Annotated in this window: 21 protein-coding genes and 2 tRNA genes; 3 read left to right on the top strand and 20 right to left on the bottom strand. The window is 56.2% G+C overall.

Annotated features, from left to right (window positions below; genetic code table 11):
• Positions 1-106 precede the first annotated feature (106 nt).
• From cfa to KQI65_06905, 3 genes are all read right to left on the bottom strand, one after another.
• On the bottom strand, positions 107-1,222 hold the full coding sequence (gene cfa / locus KQI65_06915; protein MCB2204464.1) for a cyclopropane fatty acyl phospholipid synthase: 1,116 nt from the start codon (positions 1,220-1,222) through the stop codon (positions 107-109).
• A 176-nt stretch (positions 1,223-1,398) separates the two neighbouring features.
• Positions 1,399-2,301 (bottom strand): 4,5-DOPA dioxygenase extradiol, encoded by a 903-nt coding sequence (ygiD, locus tag KQI65_06910; protein ID MCB2204463.1) that lies wholly within the window; start codon positions 2,299-2,301, stop codon positions 1,399-1,401.
• A 215-nt stretch (positions 2,302-2,516) separates the two neighbouring features.
• The gene (locus tag KQI65_06905; GenBank protein MCB2204462.1) at positions 2,517-3,443 is read right to left on the bottom strand and encodes a hypothetical protein; all 927 of its coding nucleotides are present in this window, start codon (positions 3,441-3,443) and stop codon (positions 2,517-2,519) included.
• A 187-nt stretch (positions 3,444-3,630) separates the two neighbouring features.
• Between KQI65_06905 and KQI65_06900 the strand changes: the two genes are divergently transcribed.
• The 3 genes from KQI65_06900 to KQI65_06890 all read left to right on the top strand — a co-directional run bounded on the left by KQI65_06900 (position 3,631) and on the right by KQI65_06890 (position 8,169).
• Positions 3,631-5,244 carry a T9SS type A sorting domain-containing protein gene (locus tag KQI65_06900; protein MCB2204461.1) on the top strand — a complete coding sequence of 538 codons (1,614 nt, stop codon included), beginning with the start codon at positions 3,631-3,633 and terminating at the stop codon, positions 5,242-5,244.
• A 392-nt stretch (positions 5,245-5,636) separates the two neighbouring features.
• Positions 5,637-7,286 carry a T9SS type A sorting domain-containing protein gene (locus tag KQI65_06895; protein MCB2204460.1) on the top strand — a complete coding sequence of 550 codons (1,650 nt, stop codon included), beginning with the start codon at positions 5,637-5,639 and terminating at the stop codon, positions 7,284-7,286.
• Between the two features lie 19 nt (positions 7,287-7,305).
• Positions 7,306-8,169: a hypothetical protein gene (locus KQI65_06890; protein ID MCB2204459.1), complete on the top strand. Its 864-nt coding sequence runs from the start codon at positions 7,306-7,308 to the stop codon at positions 8,167-8,169.
• Positions 8,170-8,232: 63 nt separating this feature from the next.
• On the opposite strand, the gene KQI65_06885 is transcribed toward KQI65_06890, so the two are convergent.
• The 17 genes from KQI65_06885 to KQI65_06805 all read right to left on the bottom strand — a co-directional run bounded on the left by KQI65_06885 (position 8,233) and on the right by KQI65_06805 (position 25,640).
• Entirely contained in the window at positions 8,233-8,598 is a 366-nt protein-coding gene (locus KQI65_06885; protein MCB2204458.1) for a cupin domain-containing protein, read from the bottom strand.
• Between the two features lie 24 nt (positions 8,599-8,622).
• On the bottom strand, positions 8,623-10,461 hold the full coding sequence (locus KQI65_06880; protein MCB2204457.1) for a heparinase II/III family protein: 1,839 nt from the start codon (positions 10,459-10,461) through the stop codon (positions 8,623-8,625).
• A gap of 30 nt (positions 10,462-10,491) precedes the next feature.
• Positions 10,492-11,982: a hypothetical protein gene (locus KQI65_06875; protein ID MCB2204456.1), complete on the bottom strand. Its 1,491-nt coding sequence runs from the start codon at positions 11,980-11,982 to the stop codon at positions 10,492-10,494.
• Complete coding sequence (gene asnB / locus KQI65_06870; protein MCB2204455.1) at positions 11,979-13,943, bottom strand: asparagine synthase (glutamine-hydrolyzing); 1,965 nt, start codon at positions 13,941-13,943, stop codon at positions 11,979-11,981. Before asnB ends, KQI65_06875 begins: the two co-directional genes overlap by 4 nt.
• Positions 13,943-15,109: a glycosyltransferase gene (locus KQI65_06865; GenBank protein ID MCB2204454.1), complete on the bottom strand. Its 1,167-nt coding sequence runs from the start codon at positions 15,107-15,109 to the stop codon at positions 13,943-13,945. The genes asnB and KQI65_06865 overlap by 1 nt, the downstream gene beginning before the upstream one ends.
• Positions 15,099-16,262: a glycosyltransferase gene (locus KQI65_06860; GenBank protein MCB2204453.1), complete on the bottom strand. Its 1,164-nt coding sequence runs from the start codon at positions 16,260-16,262 to the stop codon at positions 15,099-15,101. Before KQI65_06860 ends, KQI65_06865 begins: the two co-directional genes overlap by 11 nt.
• Positions 16,259-17,215 (bottom strand): glycosyltransferase, encoded by a 957-nt coding sequence (locus KQI65_06855; GenBank protein MCB2204452.1) that lies wholly within the window; start codon positions 17,213-17,215, stop codon positions 16,259-16,261. The genes KQI65_06860 and KQI65_06855 overlap by 4 nt, the downstream gene beginning before the upstream one ends.
• On the bottom strand, positions 17,160-18,719 hold the full coding sequence (locus KQI65_06850; protein ID MCB2204451.1) for a hypothetical protein: 1,560 nt from the start codon (positions 18,717-18,719) through the stop codon (positions 17,160-17,162). The genes KQI65_06855 and KQI65_06850 overlap by 56 nt, the downstream gene beginning before the upstream one ends.
• The gene (locus KQI65_06845; protein MCB2204450.1) at positions 18,716-20,161 is read right to left on the bottom strand and encodes a flippase; all 1,446 of its coding nucleotides are present in this window, start codon (positions 20,159-20,161) and stop codon (positions 18,716-18,718) included. Before KQI65_06845 ends, KQI65_06850 begins: the two co-directional genes overlap by 4 nt.
• A 13-nt stretch (positions 20,162-20,174) precedes the next feature.
• Positions 20,175-21,398, bottom strand: coding sequence for a hypothetical protein (locus KQI65_06840; GenBank protein ID MCB2204449.1), 1,224 nt, complete (start codon positions 21,396-21,398; stop codon positions 20,175-20,177).
• Positions 21,399-21,407: 9 nt separating this feature from the next.
• Positions 21,408-23,030 carry an SLBB domain-containing protein gene (locus KQI65_06835; GenBank protein ID MCB2204448.1) on the bottom strand — a complete coding sequence of 541 codons (1,623 nt, stop codon included), beginning with the start codon at positions 23,028-23,030 and terminating at the stop codon, positions 21,408-21,410.
• 36 nt (positions 23,031-23,066) lie between these two features.
• Positions 23,067-23,156, bottom strand: a tRNA-Leu gene (locus KQI65_06830).
• A 262-nt stretch (positions 23,157-23,418) separates the two neighbouring features.
• Positions 23,419-23,814, bottom strand: a complete 396-nt coding sequence (locus KQI65_06825; protein MCB2204447.1) for a type II toxin-antitoxin system HicB family antitoxin — start codon at positions 23,812-23,814, stop codon at positions 23,419-23,421.
• A gap of 53 nt (positions 23,815-23,867) precedes the next feature.
• Complete coding sequence (locus tag KQI65_06820) at positions 23,868-24,149, bottom strand: type II toxin-antitoxin system HicA family toxin (GenBank protein ID MCB2204446.1); 282 nt, start codon at positions 24,147-24,149, stop codon at positions 23,868-23,870.
• A 165-nt stretch (positions 24,150-24,314) separates the two neighbouring features.
• Positions 24,315-24,926: a hypothetical protein gene (locus KQI65_06815; GenBank protein MCB2204445.1), complete on the bottom strand. Its 612-nt coding sequence runs from the start codon at positions 24,924-24,926 to the stop codon at positions 24,315-24,317.
• Between the two features lie 127 nt (positions 24,927-25,053).
• Positions 25,054-25,126, bottom strand: a tRNA-Cys gene (locus KQI65_06810).
• A gap of 76 nt (positions 25,127-25,202) precedes the next feature.
• Positions 25,203-25,640 carry a hypothetical protein gene (locus KQI65_06805; GenBank protein MCB2204444.1) on the bottom strand — a complete coding sequence of 146 codons (438 nt, stop codon included), beginning with the start codon at positions 25,638-25,640 and terminating at the stop codon, positions 25,203-25,205.
• Positions 25,641-25,765 lie beyond the last annotated feature (125 nt).

The raw sequence follows: 25,765 nt of genomic DNA, 5'->3' as shown, positions 1-25,765 counted from the left end.
CAGGTGCATTATTAATTTACGCAGCGGTATCGCCCTGATCTTCGTGTACCCCGATCATTACTGTTGATTCGGTAAGGTCAATACAGATTCCTTCACTGTTCTCAGATCAGCGCACCGCGGTGTAACCACCGTCAACCCCGCGCTTTGAGAATACGATTTGCCACACATGGTTTCTGCGTGCACGGAAGGAAGCGGCACTGCTCTTGAGGAAATAGGTCCACATGCGATAGAAACGTTCGTCGTATATCGCGTCCAATTCCCCTTTCCAGTGTGCGGAGAAATTATCGAACCAGGCGTCGAGAGTACGCGCGTAGTCGACACCGAAATTGTGCCAGTCCTCGACGATGAAACGCTCTCCTGCCGCGGTGACGAGTTCACCGGCAGTCGGAAGATGGCTGCCCGGAAAGATGTAGCGGTCGGACCATGAGTCAGGGTCCACACGACCGGATCGTGTCCCGATCGTATGCAGAAGAAAGAGTCCATTATCCTTCAGACAACGTTCCGCGACGCGCATGAAACTCTCAAAGTTGGCAGCGCCGACATGCTCGACCATGCCGATGGAGACGATGTGATCAAATTTCTCATCCAGCTCGCGGTAATCCTGCAGCCTGAATTCCACGGGCCATCCCGTACAGAGTTCTTTCCCCAGGGACACCTGCTCCTTCGACAGGGTCACACCAACCGCCTGAGCGCCATAACGTTCGGCCGCAAATTTCATGAAGCTCCCCCAACCGCAGCCAATGTCCAGTACCCGATCCCCTTCCTGTAATCCAATTTTCCTGCATACCAGATCCAACTTCGCTTCCTGAGCTGCGTCGAGCGATTCATGTTCACCCCAATACGCGCAGGAATATGTCATGCGCCTGTCGAGCATTGCAGTGAACAACGCATTTCCACGATCATAATGCGAGGAGACATCCTTCGCCGCGCGTGATCGGCTCTGACGATTTGTGAAACGAGCCTTCAGCGCAGGAAGGATCAGTGTCCGAATCGAAATGGCATGTTCGAGGTTGGATGAGAGGATGCGACGGATCGTTTCTCCCAGGTCCTCGCTGTCCCACCACCCGTCCATGTACGCCTCCCCCATCGCCAGCGCCCGGTCGCGAAGGAGTCGGTCATAGAGCTGCTCATTGTGCACGACCATATCCCACGGCCGTTCACCGTTCAGTGTGATATCCGCGTGCGCAAGAAGATCTCGCACGATATCCGCGGCAGTTTGCACGTTCACCTCCTGTGCGAGGTCGCAGCAGACAGCATTGCTGCCGGAGTCTCGCAAACATCAGTACTGGATTGCTAACTCCAGAATCTATGAAAGCACCAGGCAGATGTCAAGGCTGCGCGGCTACCGGCATGTTGCCGCGCACAGGACGAATGACAACAGTCACTCGTCACCGTGCACTATCCCAGTCGCAGTGAGGTCATGGAAATGGAACCGCCCACGATGTGATCGTTGAAAAGCGTCACTTCCTCGCTCTTGCCTCTGAGAGCGAGAACGTACAGCAGAGGCAGGAAATGCTCTGCGGTGGGTATGGCGAGGTCGTAGGCACTTCCCTGGGAGCGGAAGTCGATGAGCGCTTCGGGGTTGCCACTCAGGATGTGCAGCTTCATGCTTTCATTCGCTTCGATGGACCAGTCGAATGCATACTCTTTCTTATCGAGATGCTCCCAGGCAACGCGGCGGAGATTGTGCACGATATTTCCACTGCCTACGATGAGAACACCGCGGCTGCGCAGGAAATCCAGTTCCCGGGCCAGTTCGAAATGATACTGCGGTGGCTTCGTGACATCGAGACTGAGCTGCAGCACCGGGACATCCGCCTGCGGATACATGTGCTTGATGACGGACCATGCGCCGTGATCGAGTCCCCACGACTCATCCATTCCAATACTCGCTTTCTTGACGACCTTCCCTGTTTCCCGCGCGAGCGCAGGATCGCCGGGCGCCGGGTACTGCACCTCATACAGTTCCTTCGGGAAGCCGCCGAAATCGTGAATCGTACGTGGCTGCGGCATCGCCGTGATGTGTGTCCCTTGCGTCTCCCAGTGCGCCGAGATGCAGAGAATGGCGGTTGGATGCGGGAGGGCTTTCGCGGCATTGCGAAATCCCTGCACGAAGCTGTTTTCTTCGATGGCGTTCATCGGACTCCCATGCCCGAGGAAGAGCACCGGCATTCGCTGAGCGGAGCCGCTTCCGTCGCCGGCAGATTGAAGGTCGGAGAACTGGGCAAGAGTATTCATACGTAATCCGGCAAAAGTAACGGGTGCCAGGGCAAGCGCCTTGAGGAAGGATTTTCTGTCCATCATACAACCTTTCCGACATCCCAACACAACAACAGCTGCGTCCACTGCATGCGACCATCTGCATGACTTCGCTGGATATCCTGGACAATGGGACTCCTATTTGAACCCGTTTCTCCCTGTAAAAATTCCAACCGGCAGCATAAGTTCAAGCTTTGGGTGAAGGCTACGCCTGGAATATTTGAAAAGCAATCCTCGAACCGCACAGTGCGGACTACTTAGAGAAGAAATCCTATCCCCAGCCACGGGAGCACTGAAAAGTCTGCATCGTCATAAATGTATATGCCTCCCAGCTCGAACACCGCTCGGCCGCTTTGAATCCGCACTCCAGCGCCCGCCTCGAATGCCGAAGCTTCGAACAGGAAATGGGCGTCGGAAGAAACCGGGAGGTCCACTCCGAGGAAAGGCAGAGCGTGCCATTCTTCGTACTTCTCCTGCGCGGTCGCACTGGCGAGTCCGATGGTACAACTGGCCTTATCAATGAAGAAAGACATGCAGACGTAGTATGCTGTCACTCCCTCGTAATCATCATAACCCCGTACCGCATACAATCCCGCAGCGAGGGCGAAGCTCTCGCGGACGATCGGACTGATTTTCATTCCGAAACCGAGGAGTCCTTCTCCCCTGTCTGTAAGTCCGGGAACCGTTACATTTGCCGACAGCGTGATGAGGTCATCGAAGCTGACGGAACCGGAAATGAAGTATAGCTCGTAGAGTGCGAGCAATGGATGTCCGGAAGGCTTCTGCCAGGCGGTGGGCACGAGCAGTATCCCCGAGGCGGGACGCTCGCGGAAAGCCGCAGTGGTGGAATCCACCTCCACTCCTTCTCCGTACTCGCCTCCCAGCATTGCGGATTCGCTCACATTTTCGAGATCCCTCCGCGGTATCCCTGTCATCCTGCCCTCTTCCGAAATCAGGAACAGTGAATCCGCACTCCAGTGATGGAAGACACCCTGCAGTGTCTCGCCATCATGTGTGACAACTGTCAGTTTCGTCCCGCTCGATGTTGAATCCTTCACCCCGGATGTGGTATCCTGCGCGAACATGGTGGACGCGAACAGGCAGCTCAGCAGAAGAGCCACGAACAGATGACGGCAATACCTGCTCGGAAGACGAATGGCTGCGGTGTCTAAAAATCTGAGCATCGAAGGTTTGTAGATAAAATTCATCATGCTCTCGGAACGGACTTCCCCCCTACAATAACACTGGTGCCAACTGTGTGCAACTCCAGGGTGCATATATACCGACCGGTTGTTGTTCCAGGGATTGCGGTTTGCAGGATTTTTGACGATTATATCTTCTACTGTTTTCACAAACCGGGTGGAGGTACCCATGACACGATATTTCACGATATCTGCGCTTTTATTTCTCCTGCTTCCAGCAGGGATGCTCGCGCAACATGCTGCGCAGCTTGGCGCAGGTGTGGCGCTTGAATATGACACGTCGGCATCGTACACCGTGGAGGTCGGGACGATACTGAACTTCACGCTGCGGGCAAGGGATGACAATGGTGATATCATCGCGGACTGGGATCAGACCGGCCACGATGTCGAACTCCTTGTCGACGGCTCGATGGCGGAAGTCGACAGCAGCACGAGGTCCTGGAACGGAGATTCCGAGGCATACACCTGGCTGGAGGCGACTGTCAACGGGACGCCGCTGGTGTGGGACTCCCTTACCCATACATCGCAGGGACCCCGCCTGCATTACACTGTCGGTAAATCCCTCTTCCAGAACGGTGAAGCTTCGCTCACATTCACGCAGACGGACGCAACTGAGGGTCAGGAGGTCGTTCTTTCCATCGCGCCTCGATGGAGCAATCTCTCACAGGATTCCCCTGACCTGGAGTTCACCAGGGGACCGCTGGAGAATTTCCTGGTTGACCTGACGACGAATATACAGGGATCGGACAGTGTTTTCCTGCTGCGTCTGTACGAATTCATCGTCGTCCCGCGGGATCGCTTCATGAATTTCATCAAAGACACCACCTTTGAAGTGCAGTTCTCTGCTCGTTTTCCGGCGGAATTCGGTGGTTGCCAGGGACTTGCGGACCCGTTCTCCGGCACGATTTATATCACCGGTCTGACCAACTATTTCGTCTGCTCGAGGATATCCCGCCTCGAATCGCGCGGGGACGAATTGCAATGGATACTCGTGCACTCCGTCAGCCACCCTTCCATTTCCGGACGGACACCACCCTACGAGATAATCGATCATCCTCCCAACCCTTTTACCCTGCTCACACCGCCTGATTCGACGGTGCTCAAAGTGTGGAGTACGGATGATTTGGAGGTGTTTACCTGGGAGAAAGCCAATCCGCAAGATCCCTATACCGACATTCAGGTTTCCCGCTTCAATCCCATGACATTCTCCGATTCCGTCAGATACAAAATTTCCTTTGTCGATGCAGTGACCCTGGCCCGTGCGCAGGTGTTCGACGCGAATCATGAAGGTCGTGATACCTGTTTTACATGCAGACACCGTCTTCTGGCCGGACTCATTGACGTAATCTCGGGAGATCCCTTCACACAAGAGCAAGACGTCATCTGGCGGGTTGAGGCCACTGATGGTGTGTACCTGACACGCTCTTCTCCCCCGAACATGGATGCGGCAAGCAGACCTGGCTTCCTTCTGATTTTGAAGAAAGATCCCGGCGTAAGTACCGCCCCCGTGCTTGACGGACAGGGCTTCACCCTCGCACAGAACTACCCGAACCCGTTCAATCCTTCCACGGAAATTACGTACAGCATTCCGGGAAGCGGACAGGTACAGCTGGTTGTGACAGATCTTCTTGGCAAGGAAGTGCGTCGACTTGTGGACGGGTATCGAGCGGCCGGTAGTCATCGGGTGCAATTCAATGCAGCGGGATTGCCCTCCGGAATCTATCTCTACAGGCTGTCCTGGAATGATCAGCAGAGTACACGTCGGATGACACTATTGCGCTAAGCTGTTGACGAAGTGAGCCGCTGTTGCGGTCAATCTCCGGCTAGCTCCTGAAACTACCTGGAATTATGCAGAAACTGCATAAATTCCACTGATTTGATATGCAGAAACTGCATAATTCGGCCTTTTCCTTGAATATTCGGTCTGACGCACTGAGAATTCAAGGAAAAGGCCGTCTCGCTTCAAGGCAGGAAATCATTCCCTACTATATAGAAGTGACCTCCTCTATATGGAGTCAGATGAACCTTAACAAGTCGTAAGACAACTGTAATGGGTCTTTAATGGGAGATTCAGACCGCTGAAAGGTCCCCCTCCTAGATTGGATGGCAGAGTTTCGAAAGAGCTCTCGTTCGACGTGGCTGTCGAATCGCAACCATTCAAATACTGGAGGAAGTATGAAACAGTCAAACCGACTTGCTGCGTATGCCAGACGTCTGACCGTCCTGCTTGCAGGAATGGTACTGACGCTCGTGGCATTGCACGGACAGGCCCTGGGCCAGGATAGTGATGATGATGGAATGGTACTCTCTGTTGAGAACCGTATCGTCCAGCATGTCATGGAGGTCCAGGATTACTATACTGAGGAATTTCTCGGCATAGAAGGCGTTTTCGGGATTGGTATCGGTACAACGGAATCGGGTGAAATCGCACTCGTTCTGCTGACTGAACGAGAACTTGGTCCTGAAATTCTCCCAGAACAGATTGAAGGAATCCCTGTTGTCGAACGCGTAGCGGGTCCATCGAAGCCAATCGCTGGCACCTCGACGTCATCCACAACGACACGGTATACACGACCTGTCCCTATCGGCGTTTCATCCGGTAATTACTTTGATTGTGGTGCAGGTACCATTGGGGCGCGAGTGACAGATGGAACCAACACATATATCCTATCATGCAATCATGTATTTGCGCGGTATAATGCTGCGAGCAATGGTAATCTGATAATGCAGCCTGGGCGTAGCGATGTCAGCTGTCAAATCATTATGGCAGATACTATCGGACGCTTGGCGGATTTCGAACCGCTCGCGTTTAGTATGACTGCCAACAATACTATGGATGCTGCCCTGGTTCAGACCAGTGCAAGTATGGTCGCGAATTTTACCCCGCAGGATGGGTATGGCATACCTTCGTCAACAACCTCGACCGCATTTCTCAATCAATCGGTGCAGAAGTACGGGAAAGCAACTGGACTCACTGACGGAAATGTGATTGCTATCAATACGACCGTAATTATTGCATACCCTGCAGGAGCAACCCGTTTCGTAAATCAAATACTTGTAGAGCCACCACGAAAAAAAGCCGTCTTTACAGCAGGTGGGGATTCCGGTTCCCTGGTCGTGACTAATACTTCTGGCGCCAACCCGATTGGACTCGTATTTGCCATGACTGGCAACTACACCGTGGTTACGCCCATCGACGTAATCCTCTCACGCTTTAATGTCGATATAGATGATGGCTCAACTGGTCCCCTCCCTGTCGAACTCACCTATTTCTCCGGCGCCATGGTCCATGAGGACGTGCATCTCAAATGGCGCACGGAAACGGAACTGCAGAACCATGCCTTCCGCGTGCAGCGCTCAACGGATCAGGACAGCTGGAACGATATCACTGAGATTCCGGGTGGCGGCACCAGCAACGTACCCCTCAATTACAGCTTCGTCGATGCCGGAATCGGATCGCGTTTCAGTGGAGAGAAACTCTTTTACCGCCTGCTGCAGATCGATCGTGATGGTACGGAGAACTACTCATCCATACTCGAGATCGAGCCCCTGCCCGCAGCACCGGAAATGCAGATATATCCCAATCCCGTGCGCAGCGATGCGGTGACGACGGTCAGACTCAGCACCACCGAACCGATGGATGGCGACCTGCATGTTTACGATGCAAGCGGACGACTGCTGCCGCAGTACTCGCAGCACCTGTCCCTCTACAATGGATCGCATGTGGTGCCACTGACACTTTCCTCCGTAACGCCGGGTTCCTACTTCCTGGAATTCCGCAGCGTGTCGACAGTCGTGCGCGAACGTATGATTGTCATCCGCTGAGTGAAAGGAGGATAGCATCATGCGTAGCATTCAGCATATCATCATCGTGTCGCTTCTGCTAACACTCAGCGCCTCCGCGCAGCAGTATGCCAATGGCGGAATGTTCTCGACCGCGAGCATTGCCGGCGTGCTGACGACCGGACTCCCGTTCCACCGCAGTTCCCATACAGGCGACGATGCAGACAAGGCGCGATTCAGCAACACGGCAACGCGATCTCACGCGGCTGCTTCCACTCTCACAACGAACGCCACCATCGCGTTCACACCTGTCGCACAGCCACTGCTTGAAGCTGCAAGTGAAACGCAGGAAGCCGAACAGCCTGCACCTGCAGACCTGCACATGTTCGCCGGCGCGCGCATAGGTGAAGTGATACAGCTGCGCTGGGAAAGCGTCAGCGACAGAGGCACGAAGGCATTCGCCATCGAACGCCGCTCACAGATCGACCGCCACTGGAAATCCGTCGGTTACATGCGCTCAGCGCAGACAGCCGATCGCACATACACATTTCTTGACAACATCCGTGATGATGGCGTCGCGTACTATCGGCTTCGGCAACTGCGCGAGGACGGAAGCGCCATCGTCTCCCCGGTGATCAGCGTGACACCCGATGCGGTGCCGCAGAGTTTTTCACTGTGGACAGAATCTTCCGCGCCGTTTCAGACCTATGGCACGGTCTCGTTCGGACTCAACCAACCCTCTGAAGTGAAGGTCACCCTTCACGACCGCTACGGAACTCTCCTCGCCACGTTGCTCGACTACCAGGTCATGAACGCCGGGCACCATGTTCTTCCTATAGCCACCTCTCGTCTGGAACCGGGGCTTTACTTCCTCCAGCTCCATTCCGCAAGCGGGAGCAGGGAGCTCATACTTCTCCACTCATGACGGAGCGACTACATCGTGGATAACAGCAGTCCCGCGCCCGCGGGACTGCTGCTTTATTAATGACTAAACCCAGATATCATTTTCGGCTGTCAGCGCGCCCCCTGCATCCCCGGTATTGCGCACACCACGCGGTTCTATCAGCAGCACAGCGCACTCCTGCATGGCGACCGGACAGTGTTCCACTCCCTTCGGCACCACGTAGATTTCCCCTTCCCCAAGTTTCACGCTCCCATCGCGCATGCGAATTTCCAGCTCTCCCTCCAGCACATAAAACAGTTCATCCGTATCCTCATGACAATGCCAGACGAACTCCCCTTCCAGTTTTGCAAGCTTCACCTGGTAATCGTTGAGCTCCGCTACGACGCGTGGCGACCACTGCTCTGTAACCGCGGTAAGCTTTTCGTGGAGATTGATGGGAGTGTGCTTCATATGCTTCCTTTCCAATCGCAGCGATCAATACTTCGATGCCAGTCGCATGTTGTTTCCGTCGGGAAGACGAAGACTCACACTTCCATCGCCTTCGTTGATGGAGACAGGACTGTTGGCGCCTTCAAACAGAAACACATACGCTGTCGTATGAGGAAACAATGCATGGTTCTGCAGCACAATACTGCTGCGCTGCACTTTTTCACCAAAGGCAGGATAGAACTCGGTATTCCTGGTGACGAGTGATTCCGGTCCCGCGCTGAGGAACACAATGCTGCGATCAGCATGTTTGATGTCCACGCGTCCCGTCGCAGGCTGTAACTCTACATCCGGATGAAAATGCAGGAAGCTCCGATACTGGTGACGCTGCGATCCATGCAGCCAGTCCACCACCGTAACCCAGGCATCGCCCGCTATAACCACGGCACGTTCATGCAGCATCCCTCTTCCCAGTCTTGCGTATCCATCATGCGTGCCGCGCAGGATGGTGACACCGTCCCGCTGCTCACGCGACAGATGCCGGATATGCGCCCGACGTCCCACGCGAAAACTCTTCCAAACCTCGGACTGCTCTTCCCCGTCGATTTCCACGGTGTTGTGTGCGGCTGTGGAACGTGCATACGTACGTTCCTGCGATTCGCGGTAATGATACACGCCGGTATCCGTCACGAAGCGTCTGCCATCAAGCGACCATTCGAAGCTCAGCGTGTCGCAATGCGTGTGTCCAGGCTGATAATCCGGTCCCACATTCCCGGCGTCAAAGACCAGCCAGCTCCGTTCAGTCTCGGCAGTAAGCAATCCGGAAACACGCGCAGGCTTGCCGGCGGCCGGGTCCGCCTCTCCAGGAATATCCCATTCCATCTCCCGGCATAGTGATTTCCCGCGCTCGAGCACCTCGTCGGTATGAAGGAAGAAGCTGCGGGTCGCGTCGTTGAAGAAGGGGATCTCTCCATCCGGGTGCCGCATGCGCTCGAGGAAGCCCACCATCGATGCGGCTGTCTGTGCCAGGACATCCGAGACCGTGCTGCCGGAAAGTGTAATGGCTTCGGCGATATCGAGCACGTCATTGGTCATCGAGACATGGTACATCGGACTGCGTTCGTAGTGGCATCCGTCGTCGAGTACCTGTTCCCGCAATTCCCGTTCCAGCAGATCGGTGCCTACGCGACGGGCCTGCGCTCCTGTGGCAGAATCCAGGAAGAGTCCTGCAAACACCAGCGCCTTGATATTGCGCAACAGGTGATTGGCCATCGTGCCCTTCTCGAGATTGCGCAGCAGCACGCGTGTCATGCGTTCAATGCCCTGCGCCAGCAGGCGACGGTGATCGGTTGTCATCACATCCTGCTCCTCGAGCAGTGTGTACAGACGCACCCAGGATTCAATACGGATGGAAAGAACGTACGGATGCCAGGCGCTCGTGCGAGCTCCCACCGCGTGCAGCGGCCAGGTTTCCTCCCAGCGTTCGAGAAAGGTCAGGATATCCCGCGCGAGGGCGGGAGTCGGTTGTGCCGCGAGCATTGCAAGCAGATAATCGTGATACCCGAAGTGAAACTGCCAGAGCAGCGGTTTGTTCGCGACAGCGTCCGTTCTTGCCGACGGTGAATCCGGAAGTTCGAGCACATCGTTGAGGAACTGCAGGCGTCCGGCGGCCAGGTCGATATCTTCGCAGTGATAGCGGGACGAAAGCGCGGGCACCGGGGTCACGCCGGGATCGGGAACGGGTCGCGCGAAGAACACACGGCTGAAACCCGTTTTTTCGATCATGCCAATGGCAGCGCCTTTCACGGTGCGGTGTACGCGCCAGTAAATCATCGACGGCTTGAGGTAGTACAGAGACCAGAATATGACGCTTGCCTTTCCTGCCATGTCGCTCCTGTGCGGTTGTGTGCGCGGCGCTTAGCTGCGCTTTTTTGTTCCGTGATTCGTTTTCTTTTTCCCTCCGGCGAGCAGCGATGCCATTGCACCAAGACCGGCGATCACCATGCCATCCCAGCAGATATTCGCCAGGTACAGATGCTTGATCAGATCGCGCTGGCCATCCCCGAAAATCTGCATCCACATGTCCGACAACAATCCGAGTGCGAGAAGCACACCCACGGCGGCAAAACGCCTGAGCAGTCTGTTCTTCGAACGCAGCGCACGAAGAAAAAGCAGCAGGAGCAGAATGCTGCCCGCGATGAGTGACTGTCCCTGCGGGAAGGCGCTGCGCTTGAGCCGGGTCCATGCGTTGAGCGGCGTGTCGGCAGCGACTGTTGCTGGTGTCCACTGCGGCCAGGGACGCGAACTGCCCGGTTGATTGTAGAGCACGCGCTTCGAGAGATGCGTGAGTTCTGCCTGCTGCATGCTGTCAGCGGCGAACACCAGCATGCGCCAGGCGATGACAGGCTCATGCAGCAGTACATCGGCCACAACGCGATGTGTCATGCGATCCGGATAGCGCTGCATGGCTTCCTCACCCTCGGGCCCATACGCATGATGTCCGATGTATTTCAGACCATCCGGCATGCCGAGGCGCTCGAGATGCGATGCTGGATGAGTACTGAACACCATTGCGCCGCAGTAAATACTCTGGTATGCGTTCACCTTCCGGGTGCCGTAGAGCGATGCCTGCAGCAGGGAAAATCCGGCCGGGAGGATACCGATGAGAAGCACATACACGAGAAGCCGTTTCCTGCGATGCCGCAGCAGCTTCCACGGCACGAGCAGGAGCATGGCGATGAGCGCCCAGTGAATATTACTCAGCTTGGCCGTGGTCATGAAAAATACGGCGGCGGCTGAGAGCCACGGACGCCAGCGGCTATCATCCTTTCCGGTGTAATACCCGATGGCGAGAATGATAAGCAGCAGCCCGGTGAGTGAGGCGGGCTCCTGGTAAAAGCTCGTGAAGTAGGCGACGTACTCTGTATTGAAGGACAGGAATACAAGAGGGAGTCCGACAGCGACAAAGAGCAGCGGTGCGCTGCGTCCCCCCTCCCGCGCAAAATGCCGCAGCAGCAGCCAGATGAAGAGCAGGAGGAGGAGTCGGGGGATAATGGAGAGTATGGGGAGGTACAGCGTATGCGAAGAGAACAGCAACACGTTGAGCAGGATTCCTGCAAGCCAGAGCGGGAGGATCGAACTCACCCAGCGTGAAGCGAAGGGAAAGTCGAGTTTCCAGAAAGCAGGGACGTTGTTGTAAAAACGGTCGTTGTATTCCTGCGTGTCTGCTGGAGGCCAGTTTTCCGCGAAACCTGATGGACCAGTGGAGAACCACTGCATCAGCCGCGTGTAGTCACCGTTGTCAGCGAGTCCGACATGCAGCTGTAACGCCGTCCCCGTAAGTGCGAGTCCGAGCAGCAATGCGGTAAACACACGCTGCCATGTGTTCATGGTGCTGCGCTTTTTCATCCTTCGCCTCCCGGACCAAGGTCGGGCAGATCCGCCGGATCAAGGGCGGGTGCTGGAAGCGGCCCATCGACAAATGCACGCATCCAGAGTTCGAAGACGAGCAGCTGCCAGAGGCGCAGGCTGTGATCTTCCTTCCCGGCGGCGTTTTCCGCAAGCAGACGATCGATGCGCCGGGCGTCGAACAAGCCCCGCGTGGACGCGGAGCTGCGCACATGGTCTTCCGTGAATTCGCGCAGGTTGTCACGCATCCAGCCACGGACCGGGGGGCTGTATCCGGTCTTCGGCCGACGCAGGATACGATCGGGGATGCGATGCTCCCATGCGCGGCGCAGCAGGACCTTGCGCTGACTGTTGTCGCGCAGTTTGTCTTCATCCGGCAGCGCCATGCTGTATTCCACCAGGCGATGATCGAGAAACGGCACACGCATCTCCACCGAAGCCGCCATGCTGGTCTTGTCCATGTTCTCCAGGTTCAGATACGGCAGGAATGTACTCAGGTCCGCCGCCAGCATGCGCGAAAGCGGGGTCAGTGTTTCGCTTCGCGCAAAGAGTCCGTCATGAAACGCGTACAACTCTTTTTCATTCACAAGCTCCCTCGCAGCGCCATCAAACAGCGCACGGAGATCACGCACGGAATTGTATGAGGAATACCCGATGAAGCGCTGCACGAAAGGACGTGAGAGATGGGACATCAGGTACAGTGGACGCCGTCCCTTCTCGATGGGCAGCAGTCCCGCATGGACAAGTGCGCGCAGCATGGTCGTACCGGCCGAGACGAGAAATGATGGCACACCGCGAAGCCGCTCTCCGAACAGCACTGCGGCGTAGCGCGGATATCCCGCGAGTATTTCATCGGCGCCCATACCGGTGAGCAGCACCGTGAGCTTCTGTCGGGCACGGCGAGAGAGTGCGAGATTGGTGACGATCGTGGGATCGGCCAGCGGTTCGTCACAGTGCCAGACCGCATCGGGCAGAAGTTTGGGCGCATCGCTTTCCAGCTCCGCTTCTTCCAGCTCCGTATCGTAGGCGTCAGCGGCCAGACGGGCGTAAGGGAGATCGTCTTCGAACACATCGCGTCCCCGGCTGGCGTCGGAGTAATGCGCGGTGAACGCTTTCGGATTTTCACGCACCGAAGCGATTTCCTCGAGAAGAATGGTCGAGTCAATTCCTCCGCTGAGCAGGAGTCCGACAGGCACATCGCTCATGAGCTGTGAGTGCACGGAGCGACGCAGCAGCATGCGAAATTCTTCGTCCCTTTCTTCGGGTACTGGACGTGCGGGACCCGCAGATTGCCATTTTTCCGTGACATCCCAGTACCGGTGTGTCTGCATCGCACCGTCCTTGAAAACGGCGATGCTTCCGGGCAGCAGCTTGCGTATGCCGCGAAACATGGTGTCTTCACCGGGCACCCAGAGGAACGCGAGGTACTGCTGCAGCAGGTCTTCACGCAGCGCGCGCGTATCCGCCAGAACAGCCGCGATGGACTTGGCTTCGGATGCGAAATACAGTGCACCATCCGCAAGCGCATAATACAGGGGCTTCACACCCAGGTGATCCCTTGCCAGCAGCAGCCTGCGCTCCCGGGCATCCCAGAACGCGAAGGCGAACTGTCCGACGAGATGATCCACCACCTCATCACCCCAGGTGACACAGGCCTGCAGCAGCACTTCTGTATCAGAGCGTGAGCGGAAGGTATATCCCTTTCCTTTCAGCTGATCACGCAGTTCCGTGTAGTTGAAAATTTCCCCGTTGAAGACGAGGACGTAGCGGCCATCTTCTGTCTGCATGGGCTGACGCCCCGCTTCGGAAAGATCGAGAATGCTCAGGCGCCGGTGTCCGAGTCCTGCCCCTTCCATGGTCCACACCGCGCCGTCGTCGGGACCGCGATGCACGAGCATCTGCGTCATCAGCCGAAGCCGGTCGGGTTCATGCGCGCCGATAATTCCGGTGATGCCGCACATCAGTCACTTCCCTCCAGCGATGCGAGTACCGTCGCAACGTTGCGTGCGGAAGCCTCCCAGGAATACTCCTGCACCAACGCTCTGCGCTGTGCCCGGCGATCATCGCTGTCGCCACGAAAAGCGTTCTCCATGCAGATGGAGAATTCCTCAGTGCTCCGCGCGATGCAGCCTTCCGAAGGGAAGGCACGCTCCACCTCGATGATGGGCGGAGACACGACGGGCAGTCCGAGCGCGAGATACTCCCGGAATTTTATCGGACAGCTGTATGTGATCCATTCACTCTGCACGAAACTCAGATAGCCAATATCAAAATGCATCCCGTAGCGCGGGATGTCTTCTATCGGAAGATAGCCGAGAAAATGCACGTTTGGTAATGCGGCGAGCGCACTGTTGTCCATCATCACCCGGCCGATAAAGACGAAGGACCACCCCGGGTGCATACGCGCGAGCTGGGCGGTGCGCTCGGTGTCCTGCAGCGCTTCCAGTGACCCCCAGTAGCCGATGATGGGTCGTGGCAGCGCGCGCAATTCCTCGGGTATCGGAGGCCTCGCTGCAATGTCCGCTTCCAGGAATACCGGGTGCACGCCGTGCGGAATGTATTCGACACGCGATGCGGTGGCGGACTCACGCTCCGCGAGACCGATCGAAGCACAGATCACCACATCGGCACGCTCGAGCAGGCTGCGGTGATCCTCGGCCACACGGGTAAAATTCATGGCGTCGTAATACGCCGTGTAATTGTCCTGCACGTAGTACACGCAGGATGCATGCGGAATGCGGTCAACGAGTAATGCCGCCGTGGGGAGTCCCGCCCAGAACACCGCCCGCGTCATTCCCGCGCGCTTCATCGCAAAGCGTACTTGCAGTGTGATAAGCAAAAGGTTGAAGCGCCGAATGGCCGGGATGGACCAGAGCGGAATCAGAAACGGCGTGAGTACCCACACGCCATCGTCTTTCCGCAGCCAGCGGGCCAGGCTTTTCAGTTTGCGCCAGAGGCGTGACGCGATACGCGGAGAGTCCTTTCCCGGGAGTCCTATTCCGATGGAATTAACGAAAAGCACGGTATATCCATCAGCAGCAAGCACGCGCATCCATTGTTTTTCCGTCATGGGATTATGCGCCCACCAGTCATTCCCTGCGAAACAGACGATGGCATCAGCGCGCATGGTGCTTCCTCACTGTTTCCTGGTAGAGCAGCCGCAGCTGCAGCACTTCATCTTCCCACCTGAACTGTGCGCGCGCCCTTGCCGCAAGGAGCTTTCCTGAGGGGATATTTACTGCGGACTGAATAGCCCCAGCGATCGCCTCAGGATCATCTGGTTCGGCGCAGGCACCATACTCGTTACCTTCGATCACCGCCTGCAATCCGGGAAATGCCGAGCTGACAATCGGGAGTCCGGCGAACAGATACTCATACAGCTTGTTGGGCGCCGCGTAAATGTTGTTGCGTCCTTCCCTGCTGTACAGCAGGATGCCGAGATTCGCACTTGCGGTAATCGCGCGCAAATCGTCCGGTGGGGTCCACGGCAGACGATGCACACGGCCGGACAGCTCCGCAGCCCGCGCATCGATCTCTGCGCTGTAAGCGGCATCCCCTTCTCCGGCAAGTACGAGGTGGAAATGCGGCGGCAAATGCGTCATCGATTCCAGCAATGGGAGCAGGCAGCGCGTGGGTGCGAACAGTCCCTGGTAAAGCATGATCACGGCATCCCGTGGAAGCGTAAAGCGCTCACGCAGCAGATCGGACTGCTGATACGGAGGCGGCGTGGGTGGAATGTTGCGTACCACGATGGGGGCATGCCGTGCACCATACTCCTTCAGCACGATGTTCGCCCGATGGGGTTCAGGAACGATGACGTGTGCCGCGCGTTTGCAGACCACACGCTCGAGTCTGCGCCAGAGTCCGCGCAAGGGCGCATTATCTTCCGCGGCTTCCGACCACAGTTCATGCGCATTGTACAGCACCGGAACGCGTCCCCGCAGCAGCCACGGCAGCAACGGGAGCATACCCGGCATATCATGTCCCACAATGATCGAGGGGCGTTCGGTGCGAAGCTCACGCATGCAGCGCCAGGTGAATTCCGCGAAACGCCAGAGCTTCAGCAGCGGTGTCTGTGCGGAAGATCTCTCACGGCTGACGAGATGCACATACTCGATGCGCACCTGCGGCAGGACGCGCTCAAGGAAGGCCGGTTCCTGATCGTAGGAAGGAGCGATCACCACGGTATCAAACGCACTGGTGAGCGCCTGGAGCTCAGCCATCAGCGGGGGTAGCTTGCGAATCTGGTTGAAGACGATATGCACGATACGCGTGCTCATGCTGCGCCTCCCTTTCTTCCCCTCAGCTTCGCCTGCACATACCCGGTCAGCATGCTCCACTCTTTGAGTGCCACGAACAGGAAGCCCCCGAAAGCATGGAATATCGGACGTTTCCCCCATTCGTACTTCGGGGTGAGATACAGAAAATACAGGAAGAGCAGAAGAGGGACCAGGACAAGCAATGGTGGGAAGAACACGCCGGAGATGGTGATCGCCAGCAAGAGTATCCACTTGAGAGTGCTTCGGATGTACCGCTGTTGATGTGAGCCGGCCTCGCCATCACCGAGCCCGTACAGCCTGTGCTGGCGGAGGAAGCCCCGAAAGGTCGGACGTGTGTACCATTGCACCATGGCGTCCCAGCGGGTGAGGAAGCGCTGCCCCAATGCTTTCATCCGCAATACCAGCGCCGTGTCTTCGCCGGCGAATGTCAGCTCCTCCGGGTATCCCCCTGCATCGAGGATGGCCTGACGCCGCGCCGCAAAACTGCGAGAGGACGGCAGAAAGCTTTCTTTGTCGACAAGAGACAAGGGAATGGACGCAGCGGCTGTACAGCGCTGCACGAAGGTATCACCGATAAGTTCATATCCCCCTCCGACCGCGTGCACCGCCTCGTCAGCAAGGAGATCTTCCGTGATGCGTTCGAGCCAGTGCTCATCGATGATGCAACCCGCATCGGTAATGGCAAGGATATCGTGCTGCGCTGCCGCGATGGCGCAATTGCGTCCTCTTGCGATATTCGCCCCGTTCTCGACGATCACCGTCACAGGAAGATCGTTCTGTTCGCGACGGATCACCTCCACGGTATCATCGCTTGACCCACCATCACAGATGACAATTTCCGCAGGCAGCACCGTAGCGGAACGTACGCCGCGAAAGAAGAGCGGAATATGCTCCGCCTCATTCTTCGTGGTCAGGATGAGCGAGACCGGTATGGTGGTCCTGGGCTGTGTCATGCGTTGTCATGAATACGGTGATGCCGGCAAATGCGAAACCGAGCAAATACTTGAGTCGAATAAAGTACAGATAGTTCGGCACAAAGATGATGATCATGAGCACGAGGGCTATGAGCGTCCAGCGATGCCAGGGACGGGATTCGACTCTGTACATCCGTATCCCCTCGAGCGCGAAGCGCAGCATGGAGGCGTAAATCGCCAGTGTGCCGATAATCCCGACCTTGAGAAGAAAAGTGATCGCATCGATATGCGTCTGCACGTGTACGCCGCTGTGCTGTTCCTCCACGGCGAAAGCGCCTCCGTCGAAGGGCATGCGCGCGGCAACTTCATGCCATGCCGCGCCCCAGCCCTGCCCGAGGAGCAGCGCTCCCTCGCGGGTCAGCTGATCCCAGACATTGATGATTTCCAGCAGACGCGTTCCAAACGAGAGATCGCCATAAAGTTTCAGTGCGTCCCACCAGTTGAATGCACTGGTCAAGGCATAGAGCACGGCATCACGGCTGTCAGCCGAAAGCACAGTGAAAAACACGAGCAGTGCCGCGCCCGCGCTGAGTCCGATGACCGCGAGTACGGTACGTGGACGAATATCCTTCCGGTGCAGCACCGCGATGAGCAGCAGCGAATACAGCGCCTGCAGGTAGGTGAGTTTTCCGAGTCCCGCAATCAGCATGACCACGAAATACACGCCGAGCAACAGGAGCAATCCATGCAGGTATTTATGCGCTGCGCTCTGCAGCTCCCTGCGGAAAATCAGCAGAGACGCAATCGTGAGCGTCACCGCAAGTGCGGTCAGGGGCAAGTCACTGCCGAGCAGGACGCGATTGTAGACGCCCGTCTGCAGTCCTCCGCCCGTGAGATAGCGGTAGAAAAACATTCCATGCTTTGCGGTGAACACCGCGGCACCGATCAGCAGTGCCGTTACGTAATCACGGCGTGTGGAGAGCGCGCGCGAGAAAATGAAATAGAACACGAGAACATGCGCGAGCATACGAAGGTCCCACGTGTAGTCCGACAGCGAACGCATGTGTACGATGCCGGGTATCATGCCGTAAATCCAGACTGCAAGCAGAGGCAGCAGAAAAAGGTCGGCACGGAACCACCGCACGTGGCCATGTTCCAGAGCATAACGCCACTCCCGCACCAATACAGGTAACAGCAGCACAATACTCAAAACGTCCATCAGCGCGAAACCGAACACCTTGACGGCAAGCACGGTGTTTGCAATGCTTTCGTTGACGAAGCCCTGTTCGCTGCTCAGGTTGAATTCCTCATAGGCAAACAGGAAGGCGATGAACAGGAAGAGCGTCAACCGGAAGTCGATGAGCATGAGAACGATGGCCCCGAACATCACTGCGAGGCTCACGGCGTATACGGGTGATTCCACCATCTTTTCCCCTGTCATCACAAGGAAGACAATGGTGAACAACGCAACGACACCGGACCACACCAGGGGACGCTGCAGCAGCTCGCGCAGGGAGAAATATGCAGTTTCTGCATATTTCATGCAGGCACCTCCCTTTTCAGCAGCAAGGCACGGAGTTCACGCACATCCTGCATGGTCAGTGTACGCGTGAGGAAGAGGAGGAGAACAGCGAGAAGCAGGGATGCCGCAGCGGCGATGGGACCTTCACCCCTGCCGCCCAGCGAAAGCAACAGCGGGGGAAGCAGCACGGCGAGTGTACCGGTAAGCAGTCGACGTAACGGCAGCATCATCTGCAGACTTTGACGGGTGAAAACGATGTACAGCAGTGCGGCAATGCTTTCCGCGATCAGTACGGCAATCGCGGCGCCGCGGATTTCCCACATTGCGATGGCAGGCAGCGAGACAGCCGCACCGATGGCGAGCGCGACGATGCTTGCCCAGACAGCGCGCCATACTGCTCCGCTCACCATGAGCACATTGCTCGCGAGGAGTCCGATTCCGAACAGCGGAATAAACAGCGCCAGCAGCTGGAGGATGCCAACCGTCTCCACGAAGGCGTCTCCATAGAGGACATGAATGATCGTGGGCGCGAGGGTGAAAAAAAGCTGCGCCATGATCGCGGAGAGCAAAAACACATACACTGTTCCACGCCGATACAGAGCGAGCGCGCGCGCACCGTTTTCGGCGAGCAGCCTGCTGAACACCGGGTACAGCAGCGCCCCGACGGAAGCAAGCAGGAACAGCGAGGCAAAAATCAGGCGGGAAGACAACCCGTACATCCCGACGCGTTCATCACTGACCGTCCAGGAGAGGAAAAGAACGTCCATGCGCTGAATGGCGAAATGCGTGCCGTTGATGAGAAGAAACGGGAGTCCGGCTACGAGCAGTTTCCTGATGCTGTCCCAGTTGAAACGCAGGCGCACACGCATGGCGAAACGCTTCGCCCATGCCGCGCCGAGAACAAACTTTGCGACCGAGACCACACTGGTGACCACAACCAGCGCCAGCAATCCCCCGCCAGTGAGCACGACGATGACATTGCCCGCGAGAAAAATCAACATGCAGGCGACTTCGATCATGGCAAAAGGATAGAAGAGTTCATGCGCATTCATCAGTGCCTGGTAGGCATTCGAGAGTCCGCTGAAAAACGGTCCCACACTGCCGATCGCCAGCGCGACGAGGATGAGCTGCTCATACCCCGAAAACCAGCCGGTAAGCATGATCAGCACGACCAGCAGCGCGCCAACAATCGCCTGCAGCACGAAGAAATTGTCGAGATAATCCACTGACAGCGTGCGATTCCGGCTGACGTCCTTGATCACCAGATTCGTGACGCCAAGATCGGCAAAGGCGAGATACAGGGTGAGAATGCCCATGACTACGGTATACCCGCCGAGGATGGCGGCACCGAGTTCGCGGGCGAGGTAAATGGTTACGCCGATACTGACCAGGCGGTACAGTACCTTGGACACAGTCAATGTCCAGAAATTGAGGGAAAAACGCTGCAGCACGGGTGCGTTCATGGTCACCCGGCGGTCAGTGTTTGCGTGAGGATCGCACGGCCATGACACTGCGCAGCATCACGGAGAGGACCGCAATGAGGAAACTGAAGAAGACCGTCATCAGCATCCATACCGCACGGCGCGGCGAAGTTCGCTGGATGGCGGGAACAGCGGCGTCGAGTACCTGCACGGTCGGCGTATCGCGTGCTTCCTGCACACGATCCTGGTAATACTGCTGACTGAGATACAGAATGACCTGCTCGAGCGTTTTCACCTTGCGCAAATAGTACGCCATTTTCCTGGCGACGTCGGGTACGCGGCTGAAGGGCACGTGAAATTCACTGTCCTCGTTCGTATCGCCGGTGCTCAGCGCTGCATACTCTTTTTCCAGCTGATCGAGCTGCGCCCGCAACTGGGAAATGACCATGCTGTTTTCCGAGAAATCCTCTTTTGCCAGCGCAAGTTCACCGCGTGCGCGGCTCACCCGCTCTCGGAGCTGAGCGGCCCCGGTCAGTGCCGCTTCCATCTGCTTTTCGAGATAGACGGATTTGTTTTCCTTCTGGAAACGCACGAGGGACTCATACGCGGAATCCAGTTCCGCTTGCGTATTCGTAAGCTCTTCCTCGATGAACATGCGGGAACTGCGTGCGCTCGACGTCTGCTTGTCCTGATTGATGCGATCGAGCCAGTACACATAATCGTTGGTGATATCGGCGGTGAGGGATTTGATGGAATCGATATCCGAGGCCGAGGCGAGGAAGCCCGTCCCAAGCGTGACGGAAATGCGAATGACTCCGTTCTTGTTGACCTCGATTTCCGTCGACTCCCGCAACGGTTCTACCGCATGACGGTATGAAAGATCTGAGGGGACACCAAAGTACGGCGCGAGATCGTGTTGCACGATAAGACTTTCAGCGACGGACTGGCTTTTCAGGATTTCGGCAAAGATGTCGGAGGGACGTCCCCCGAAGCCGAGGGAGGATCCAAGGTCCAGCATCGGAAGCGAGCTGGCTCCCTGTAGGAGCGAACCGAGTCCGAGCGAGCTCTTTTCCTGCTGCGGTGGAAGCAGGGTAACCGTCGAGGTGAACGTTTGCGGCATGATGAGCACATACACCAGCATGACGATGGTGACTGCGCCGACAATGCCCGCGACCTGTTTTTTCCGTTGCCAGACCTCACGAAAGAGGAGGCGCCAGGTTTCCAGGTCCTTACTTTCAAATGATTGCTGCGTTTCAGCTGATTGCTGCGTTTCTGCCATGCGTCCTCATTATCTGCTTACAGCAATGATAATACCCAAGATACCGGCAATCTGGGAAATCACGCCGAGTGCTTCGAAAGCCGTTTCCCAGAATCTTGTTTCCGGTACCTCCTTGACCCAGATGATGTCGCCCGGTTCGAGCGCGTAATCTTCCTCATCATCGGCATCGACCAGCTCGCCGGTGCGCGCCTTGACCACGCGCACATCACCTTCATCGGCCCGCCAGCCAAAACCACCCACGGCATTGATGTACTGCATGTACGACCAGCCGGGACGGAAAATAACATTACCGGGGTTGTCAGCGCGTCCGATGATACGGATGTAATTTTTCTGCTTCGGGATTTCCACAACATCGCCTTCCCGCATGACGATATTCTGTGACGCATCGTTCTGCAGGAACAGGCGTTTGAAATCCACGACCATGGTTCCGACTTTCTCCCGGGAACGCGCTTTGAAATACTCGTACTCGTCTTCACGCAAATCCGCTGCAGGGATTTTCTGCAGGCGTTCAAACTCCGGGTCTTTCTCGTTTTCCGGCGGTTTTCGAATAACCACCGCTTCTTCAAGAGACGCTTCCGTGGTGAATCCTCCCGCACGCGCAATCAGATCGCGCAGCGTGGTTTTCCCGCGCTCGATACTGTAGCTGCCTTCATAGCGAACCTCTCCGGTGACGAGCACCAGCCGGTGCTGCTGATATTGCGGAACCCGGCGCACGAGGATCAGATCTCCCGGATGCAATTCAATATTCGCACTCTGATCATCGGGGTATCCCCGAAGATCGAGATAAATCGGGTCGGTCGTGCGATTGTCCGCCCGGAAGCGATGGATGACAACGGAGTCACGGAAGGCGGAAGCTCGGAGTCCCTGACACACTTCGAGTGCCTCATAGAGACGTTCCCCGGGCACGAAGTCGAGTTGTCCCTGCGCCCCCACGGCGCCGGACACCCTCACGTTGCGATCACGCACCGGGAAGTAAATGCGATCGCCCCCGCTCACGAAAGGATTGGCATCGAGCGCACCGGTACGCAGGTAGCGTGTCAGGTCCGCCATCACCTTTTGTCCGTCTATTCGCTGCACCACGATATTGCGCATCGCCGTGGTGTCCTCAACCGCGCCGCCTGCGAGGGACAGTGCTTCGGAGACGCGTGCAGTGGCGGGCAGCGTGACGACACCGGGTTTCCGGACTGCACCGGCCACGGTGACCTTCACCTGCCGTGCGCGAGAGAGACTGATGACAATATCAGCCTTGCGCACCTCGGCACGCAGCAATGCATGGATTTTGTCTCTCACCTTGCGCAGTGTGCTGTGGCGCACGAATACCGTGCCCAGCTTGGGGATAATCACCGTGCCATCACTATTGACGGGGACAGAAAAATTGTAGTATTTCGTCCCGAAAATATTGATGCTCAGCACATCACCCGGTCCGACGATGTAGGCGGTATCGCTGACAGGGATTTCCACCGCGGGAAGCATATACTGCCGTTCAGGTGGCGTGGCCGCTTTGCTGCTCTCATCCTGTTGTTCCACCCCGAGGTCCTGCGCCTGGAGTTGTGGAACGCAGCAGAGCATGGCCGCGAACAAAAGGAACGCGCCGACGGAAGTCCGTATCCGGCGCATAAACGGTACTGTCATGAATATTGGTTGACCGATATGTGATTGTGTGTATTCTGGTACCGAGGGCGGGGGTCGAACCCGCACGGACCTTTCGGGTCCAAAGGATTTTAAGTCCTTCGCGTCTACCAATTCCGCCACCCCGGCCAGGGGGTCAATTCTCCGCTTTCAGGCTGAAAGCGAGAAAAGCATTTCAAACAAAGGGACACCACTGCGGTGGATTTGCTACACCAACTCAGCAATGCTGTGGCAGATTCCGGCTTCTTGACCGCTCCAGCGCGTCAGAAGCTTCTGGAGAAAACTATCTTTTAAATTTAGGGCGAGATGGGCTCGGAAACAAGACGACAGAGTGGGGAGGATCTTTGTGAATGACAACGATGAACCTCAATCCAGACGCTTGCCTACGGCTTCAACCTTGCTTTTTTCGTCGTGTCTTGTACGACTTGCCTGGTGAAGCAACAATTGTGAGACCTTCGTTTTCTCTGCTCTCTGTCGCTTTTTCAAGCGCAGCGTTTACAAATGCGTTAATGCTGATTCCAAGCCGTTCAGCGGCAATGAAAACACGTCGATGAAGATCCTGCGTCAGTCTCACATTGAATTTGCCAGAGAATGGTTTGTCTGGCTCACGCCCGAGCTCAGCGCAATAATCCAGATAATCATCAACAGAATCGTGGAATTCCTGTCTCAACTCTTCAGCAGTTGTCGCCACAAATGTAACGACGTCCAGGATTCCTTTTACACTTCCGTGGAATTCCCTGGCATCCTCATCATAGACCACTTCAGCGGTATAGCCCTTGTATTCCATAATTTCATCCGGCTAGATCGTCAAATATGCGTTCACGTACTTCAGTCATAGCGCTACTGGCTCCCACCATTTATTTCCTGATCAGGAACCGCTCCTGCGTTCCTTAAAAAACGACGGATACCCTCAACTGTCGCTTTACGTGTATCATCTCCCGGGTGTGGTCTGTGAAACGTTGCGACTCTCCCATTAAGATGAAAACGACGCCTTGAACCGTGGCCATCGGAAACTGCACCGCCGAGAGCGTGGATAAGAGCTTCAATTCTCCTCCATGAAATATCGCTTCTTGTTGGTTCATCAAAGATGGCCGCAAGCGTTGTGCGCAGTCTATTGTTCATGCCGTATCAAATCCAACCCGTGCTATGGTACCAATATACGGTACCACTATCTGCAATGTCAAGACGGAAATGGGTTAGCCATTGTGCATGGTTCGACAGTACGCTGCATTTGAATAAGCAATCCCGCAAGGGGGATGACAAATTTGAAAAAATGTGTGGTGAGAATCAGAGGCTCTGGGCGATGGTGGTTCCGAGCTGCACGAAGCTGTCGAACAGTCCGGAAACGCCACTCCAGAGGGTGGAGGCGTAATCGATGAGATCGAAATCGTAGTGTTCACGCAGAGGTGTGCGGAGGAGGAAGAAATACAGAAGGGAAACGGCGGAAAGGGTGATCGCACCACGGCGCAGATGGGACATCCGCCGCATGATGCGCTGCCGACGAATGGTGCGCTTTTCTTCCCTGTTCAGAGGCAGGGGCTTCCATTTATCAGCCTGGAAGGTGAAAAACTCGTGCTTCTCACAGGCGTACCACATGGACTTCCCTTCGCGGCGAGCTACGATGGCGTCTTCGCCGCAGAAAACGCATTTCGCAAGGAAACAGGTGTCATTTGGATGTTCATCCGCACATGCTTCGCAGCGTCGCGCCTTCCGGCGGGGCAGATACAGCGTGTGATCACCGCGTCCCTCATAGCAACCCGTGCACAGGGAAATACGGGGCTTGTCCTCCCCATTCCCGACGAATGTGGAAGAAGCACTGATGTGCTGGTGCTGACCTGCTGCTGGCTGTAACTCGACAGTCGATCGCGCCACGGTATGGTGCGTGAATGGCATGGCCATTTCTGAAGACTACGAAGTAATGTTGTACGGTATAACGACACATTAAATAACATAGAGATTTTGTAAAAGTCAAGTCTTTCTTTCCAACCCCGAAAAAAAAAGACCGGACAGAAACTGTCCGGTCTTGAGGCGACGATCGGATTCGAACCGATGCATAACGCTTTTGCAGAGCGTCCCCTTAGCCACTTGGGTACGTCGCCCTGGGAATTGTAAAGATAGTATGATCGTCGCGAAAATGCAATGGAAACCGGGATACCTAGTACTCTATCGATGCATTTACGCCTGCACCTGCGGCCGTGCCTTTCCGCGGGAGGCTGCAATAGCCCCACCCAGGAGTCCCATGGGAATATAGGCCAGGACGAGATCCACCACGATAAACCATGTCGGCGATGGCAGGATGAACACGTTCATGATGCCTCCGATCATGAAGAACATGCTGATAGCCACGGCAAAGATCATTTTCCTGGTAGTGGCGAGCATTCCGGCGAATATGGCACCAACCAGCGAACCGAGCGCATGAGCAAGAAACGGGAAAATAAAATGCTGCACTTCGAACAAGTGCATGTTCGCCTTGAGGCTTTCCATGCTTGCCACATCCACGCCTTCAGGCGGAGGAATCACATTCCCGCTCACCATGATCAATCCCATATTGACCACGCTGCCGATGATGAGTCCCCCTAACACCGCGAACGCATTCCGGAGTACAGATTTCATGCATGTTCCCGTTTGTGAAATGAGCGGGTAAGATAGGGTGCGTGCCGGAGCGATGCAATATTACAGATTACAGATTGCAGATTGCAGATTGCAGATTGCAGATTGCAGATTGCAGATTGCAGATT

The sequence above is a fragment of the bacterium genome (assembly GCA_020444325.1).
GTDB lineage: Bacteria > Bacteroidota > Ignavibacteria > SZUA-365 > SZUA-365 > BM516.
This window is presented reverse-complemented; position numbering and strand designations above follow the sequence as displayed.

Coding starts and splice junctions, on each gene's coding strand:
- ygiD (MCB2204463.1), bottom strand. CDS start 2,301: ATGGACAGAAAATCCTTCCTCAAGGCGCTTGCCCTGGCACCCGTTACT.
- KQI65_06905 (MCB2204462.1), bottom strand. CDS start 3,443: ATGCTCAGATTTTTAGACACCGCAGCCATTCGTCTTCCGAGCAGGTAT.
- KQI65_06900 (MCB2204461.1), top strand. CDS start 3,631: ATGACACGATATTTCACGATATCTGCGCTTTTATTTCTCCTGCTTCCA.
- KQI65_06895 (MCB2204460.1), top strand. CDS start 5,637: ATGAAACAGTCAAACCGACTTGCTGCGTATGCCAGACGTCTGACCGTC.
- KQI65_06890 (MCB2204459.1), top strand. CDS start 7,306: ATGCGTAGCATTCAGCATATCATCATCGTGTCGCTTCTGCTAACACTC.
- KQI65_06885 (MCB2204458.1), bottom strand. CDS start 8,598: ATGAAGCACACTCCCATCAATCTCCACGAAAAGCTTACCGCGGTTACA.
- KQI65_06880 (MCB2204457.1), bottom strand. CDS start 10,461: ATGGCAGGAAAGGCAAGCGTCATATTCTGGTCTCTGTACTACCTCAAG.
- KQI65_06875 (MCB2204456.1), bottom strand. CDS start 11,982: ATGAAAAAGCGCAGCACCATGAACACATGGCAGCGTGTGTTTACCGCA.
- asnB (MCB2204455.1), bottom strand. CDS start 13,943: ATGTGCGGCATCACCGGAATTATCGGCGCGCATGAACCCGACCGGCTT.
- KQI65_06865 (MCB2204454.1), bottom strand. CDS start 15,109: ATGCGCGCTGATGCCATCGTCTGTTTCGCAGGGAATGACTGGTGGGCG.
- KQI65_06860 (MCB2204453.1), bottom strand. CDS start 16,262: ATGAGCACGCGTATCGTGCATATCGTCTTCAACCAGATTCGCAAGCTA.
- KQI65_06855 (MCB2204452.1), bottom strand. CDS start 17,215: ATGACACAGCCCAGGACCACCATACCGGTCTCGCTCATCCTGACCACG.
- KQI65_06850 (MCB2204451.1), bottom strand. CDS start 18,719: ATGAAATATGCAGAAACTGCATATTTCTCCCTGCGCGAGCTGCTGCAG.
- KQI65_06845 (MCB2204450.1), bottom strand. CDS start 20,161: ATGAACGCACCCGTGCTGCAGCGTTTTTCCCTCAATTTCTGGACATTG.
- KQI65_06840 (MCB2204449.1), bottom strand. CDS start 21,398: ATGGCAGAAACGCAGCAATCAGCTGAAACGCAGCAATCATTTGAAAGT.
- KQI65_06835 (MCB2204448.1), bottom strand. CDS start 23,030: ATGACAGTACCGTTTATGCGCCGGATACGGACTTCCGTCGGCGCGTTC.
- KQI65_06825 (MCB2204447.1), bottom strand. CDS start 23,814: ATGGAATACAAGGGCTATACCGCTGAAGTGGTCTATGATGAGGATGCC.
- KQI65_06820 (MCB2204446.1), bottom strand. CDS start 24,149: ATGAACAATAGACTGCGCACAACGCTTGCGGCCATCTTTGATGAACCA.
- KQI65_06815 (MCB2204445.1), bottom strand. CDS start 24,926: ATGGCCATGCCATTCACGCACCATACCGTGGCGCGATCGACTGTCGAG.
- KQI65_06805 (MCB2204444.1), bottom strand. CDS start 25,640: ATGAAATCTGTACTCCGGAATGCGTTCGCGGTGTTAGGGGGACTCATC.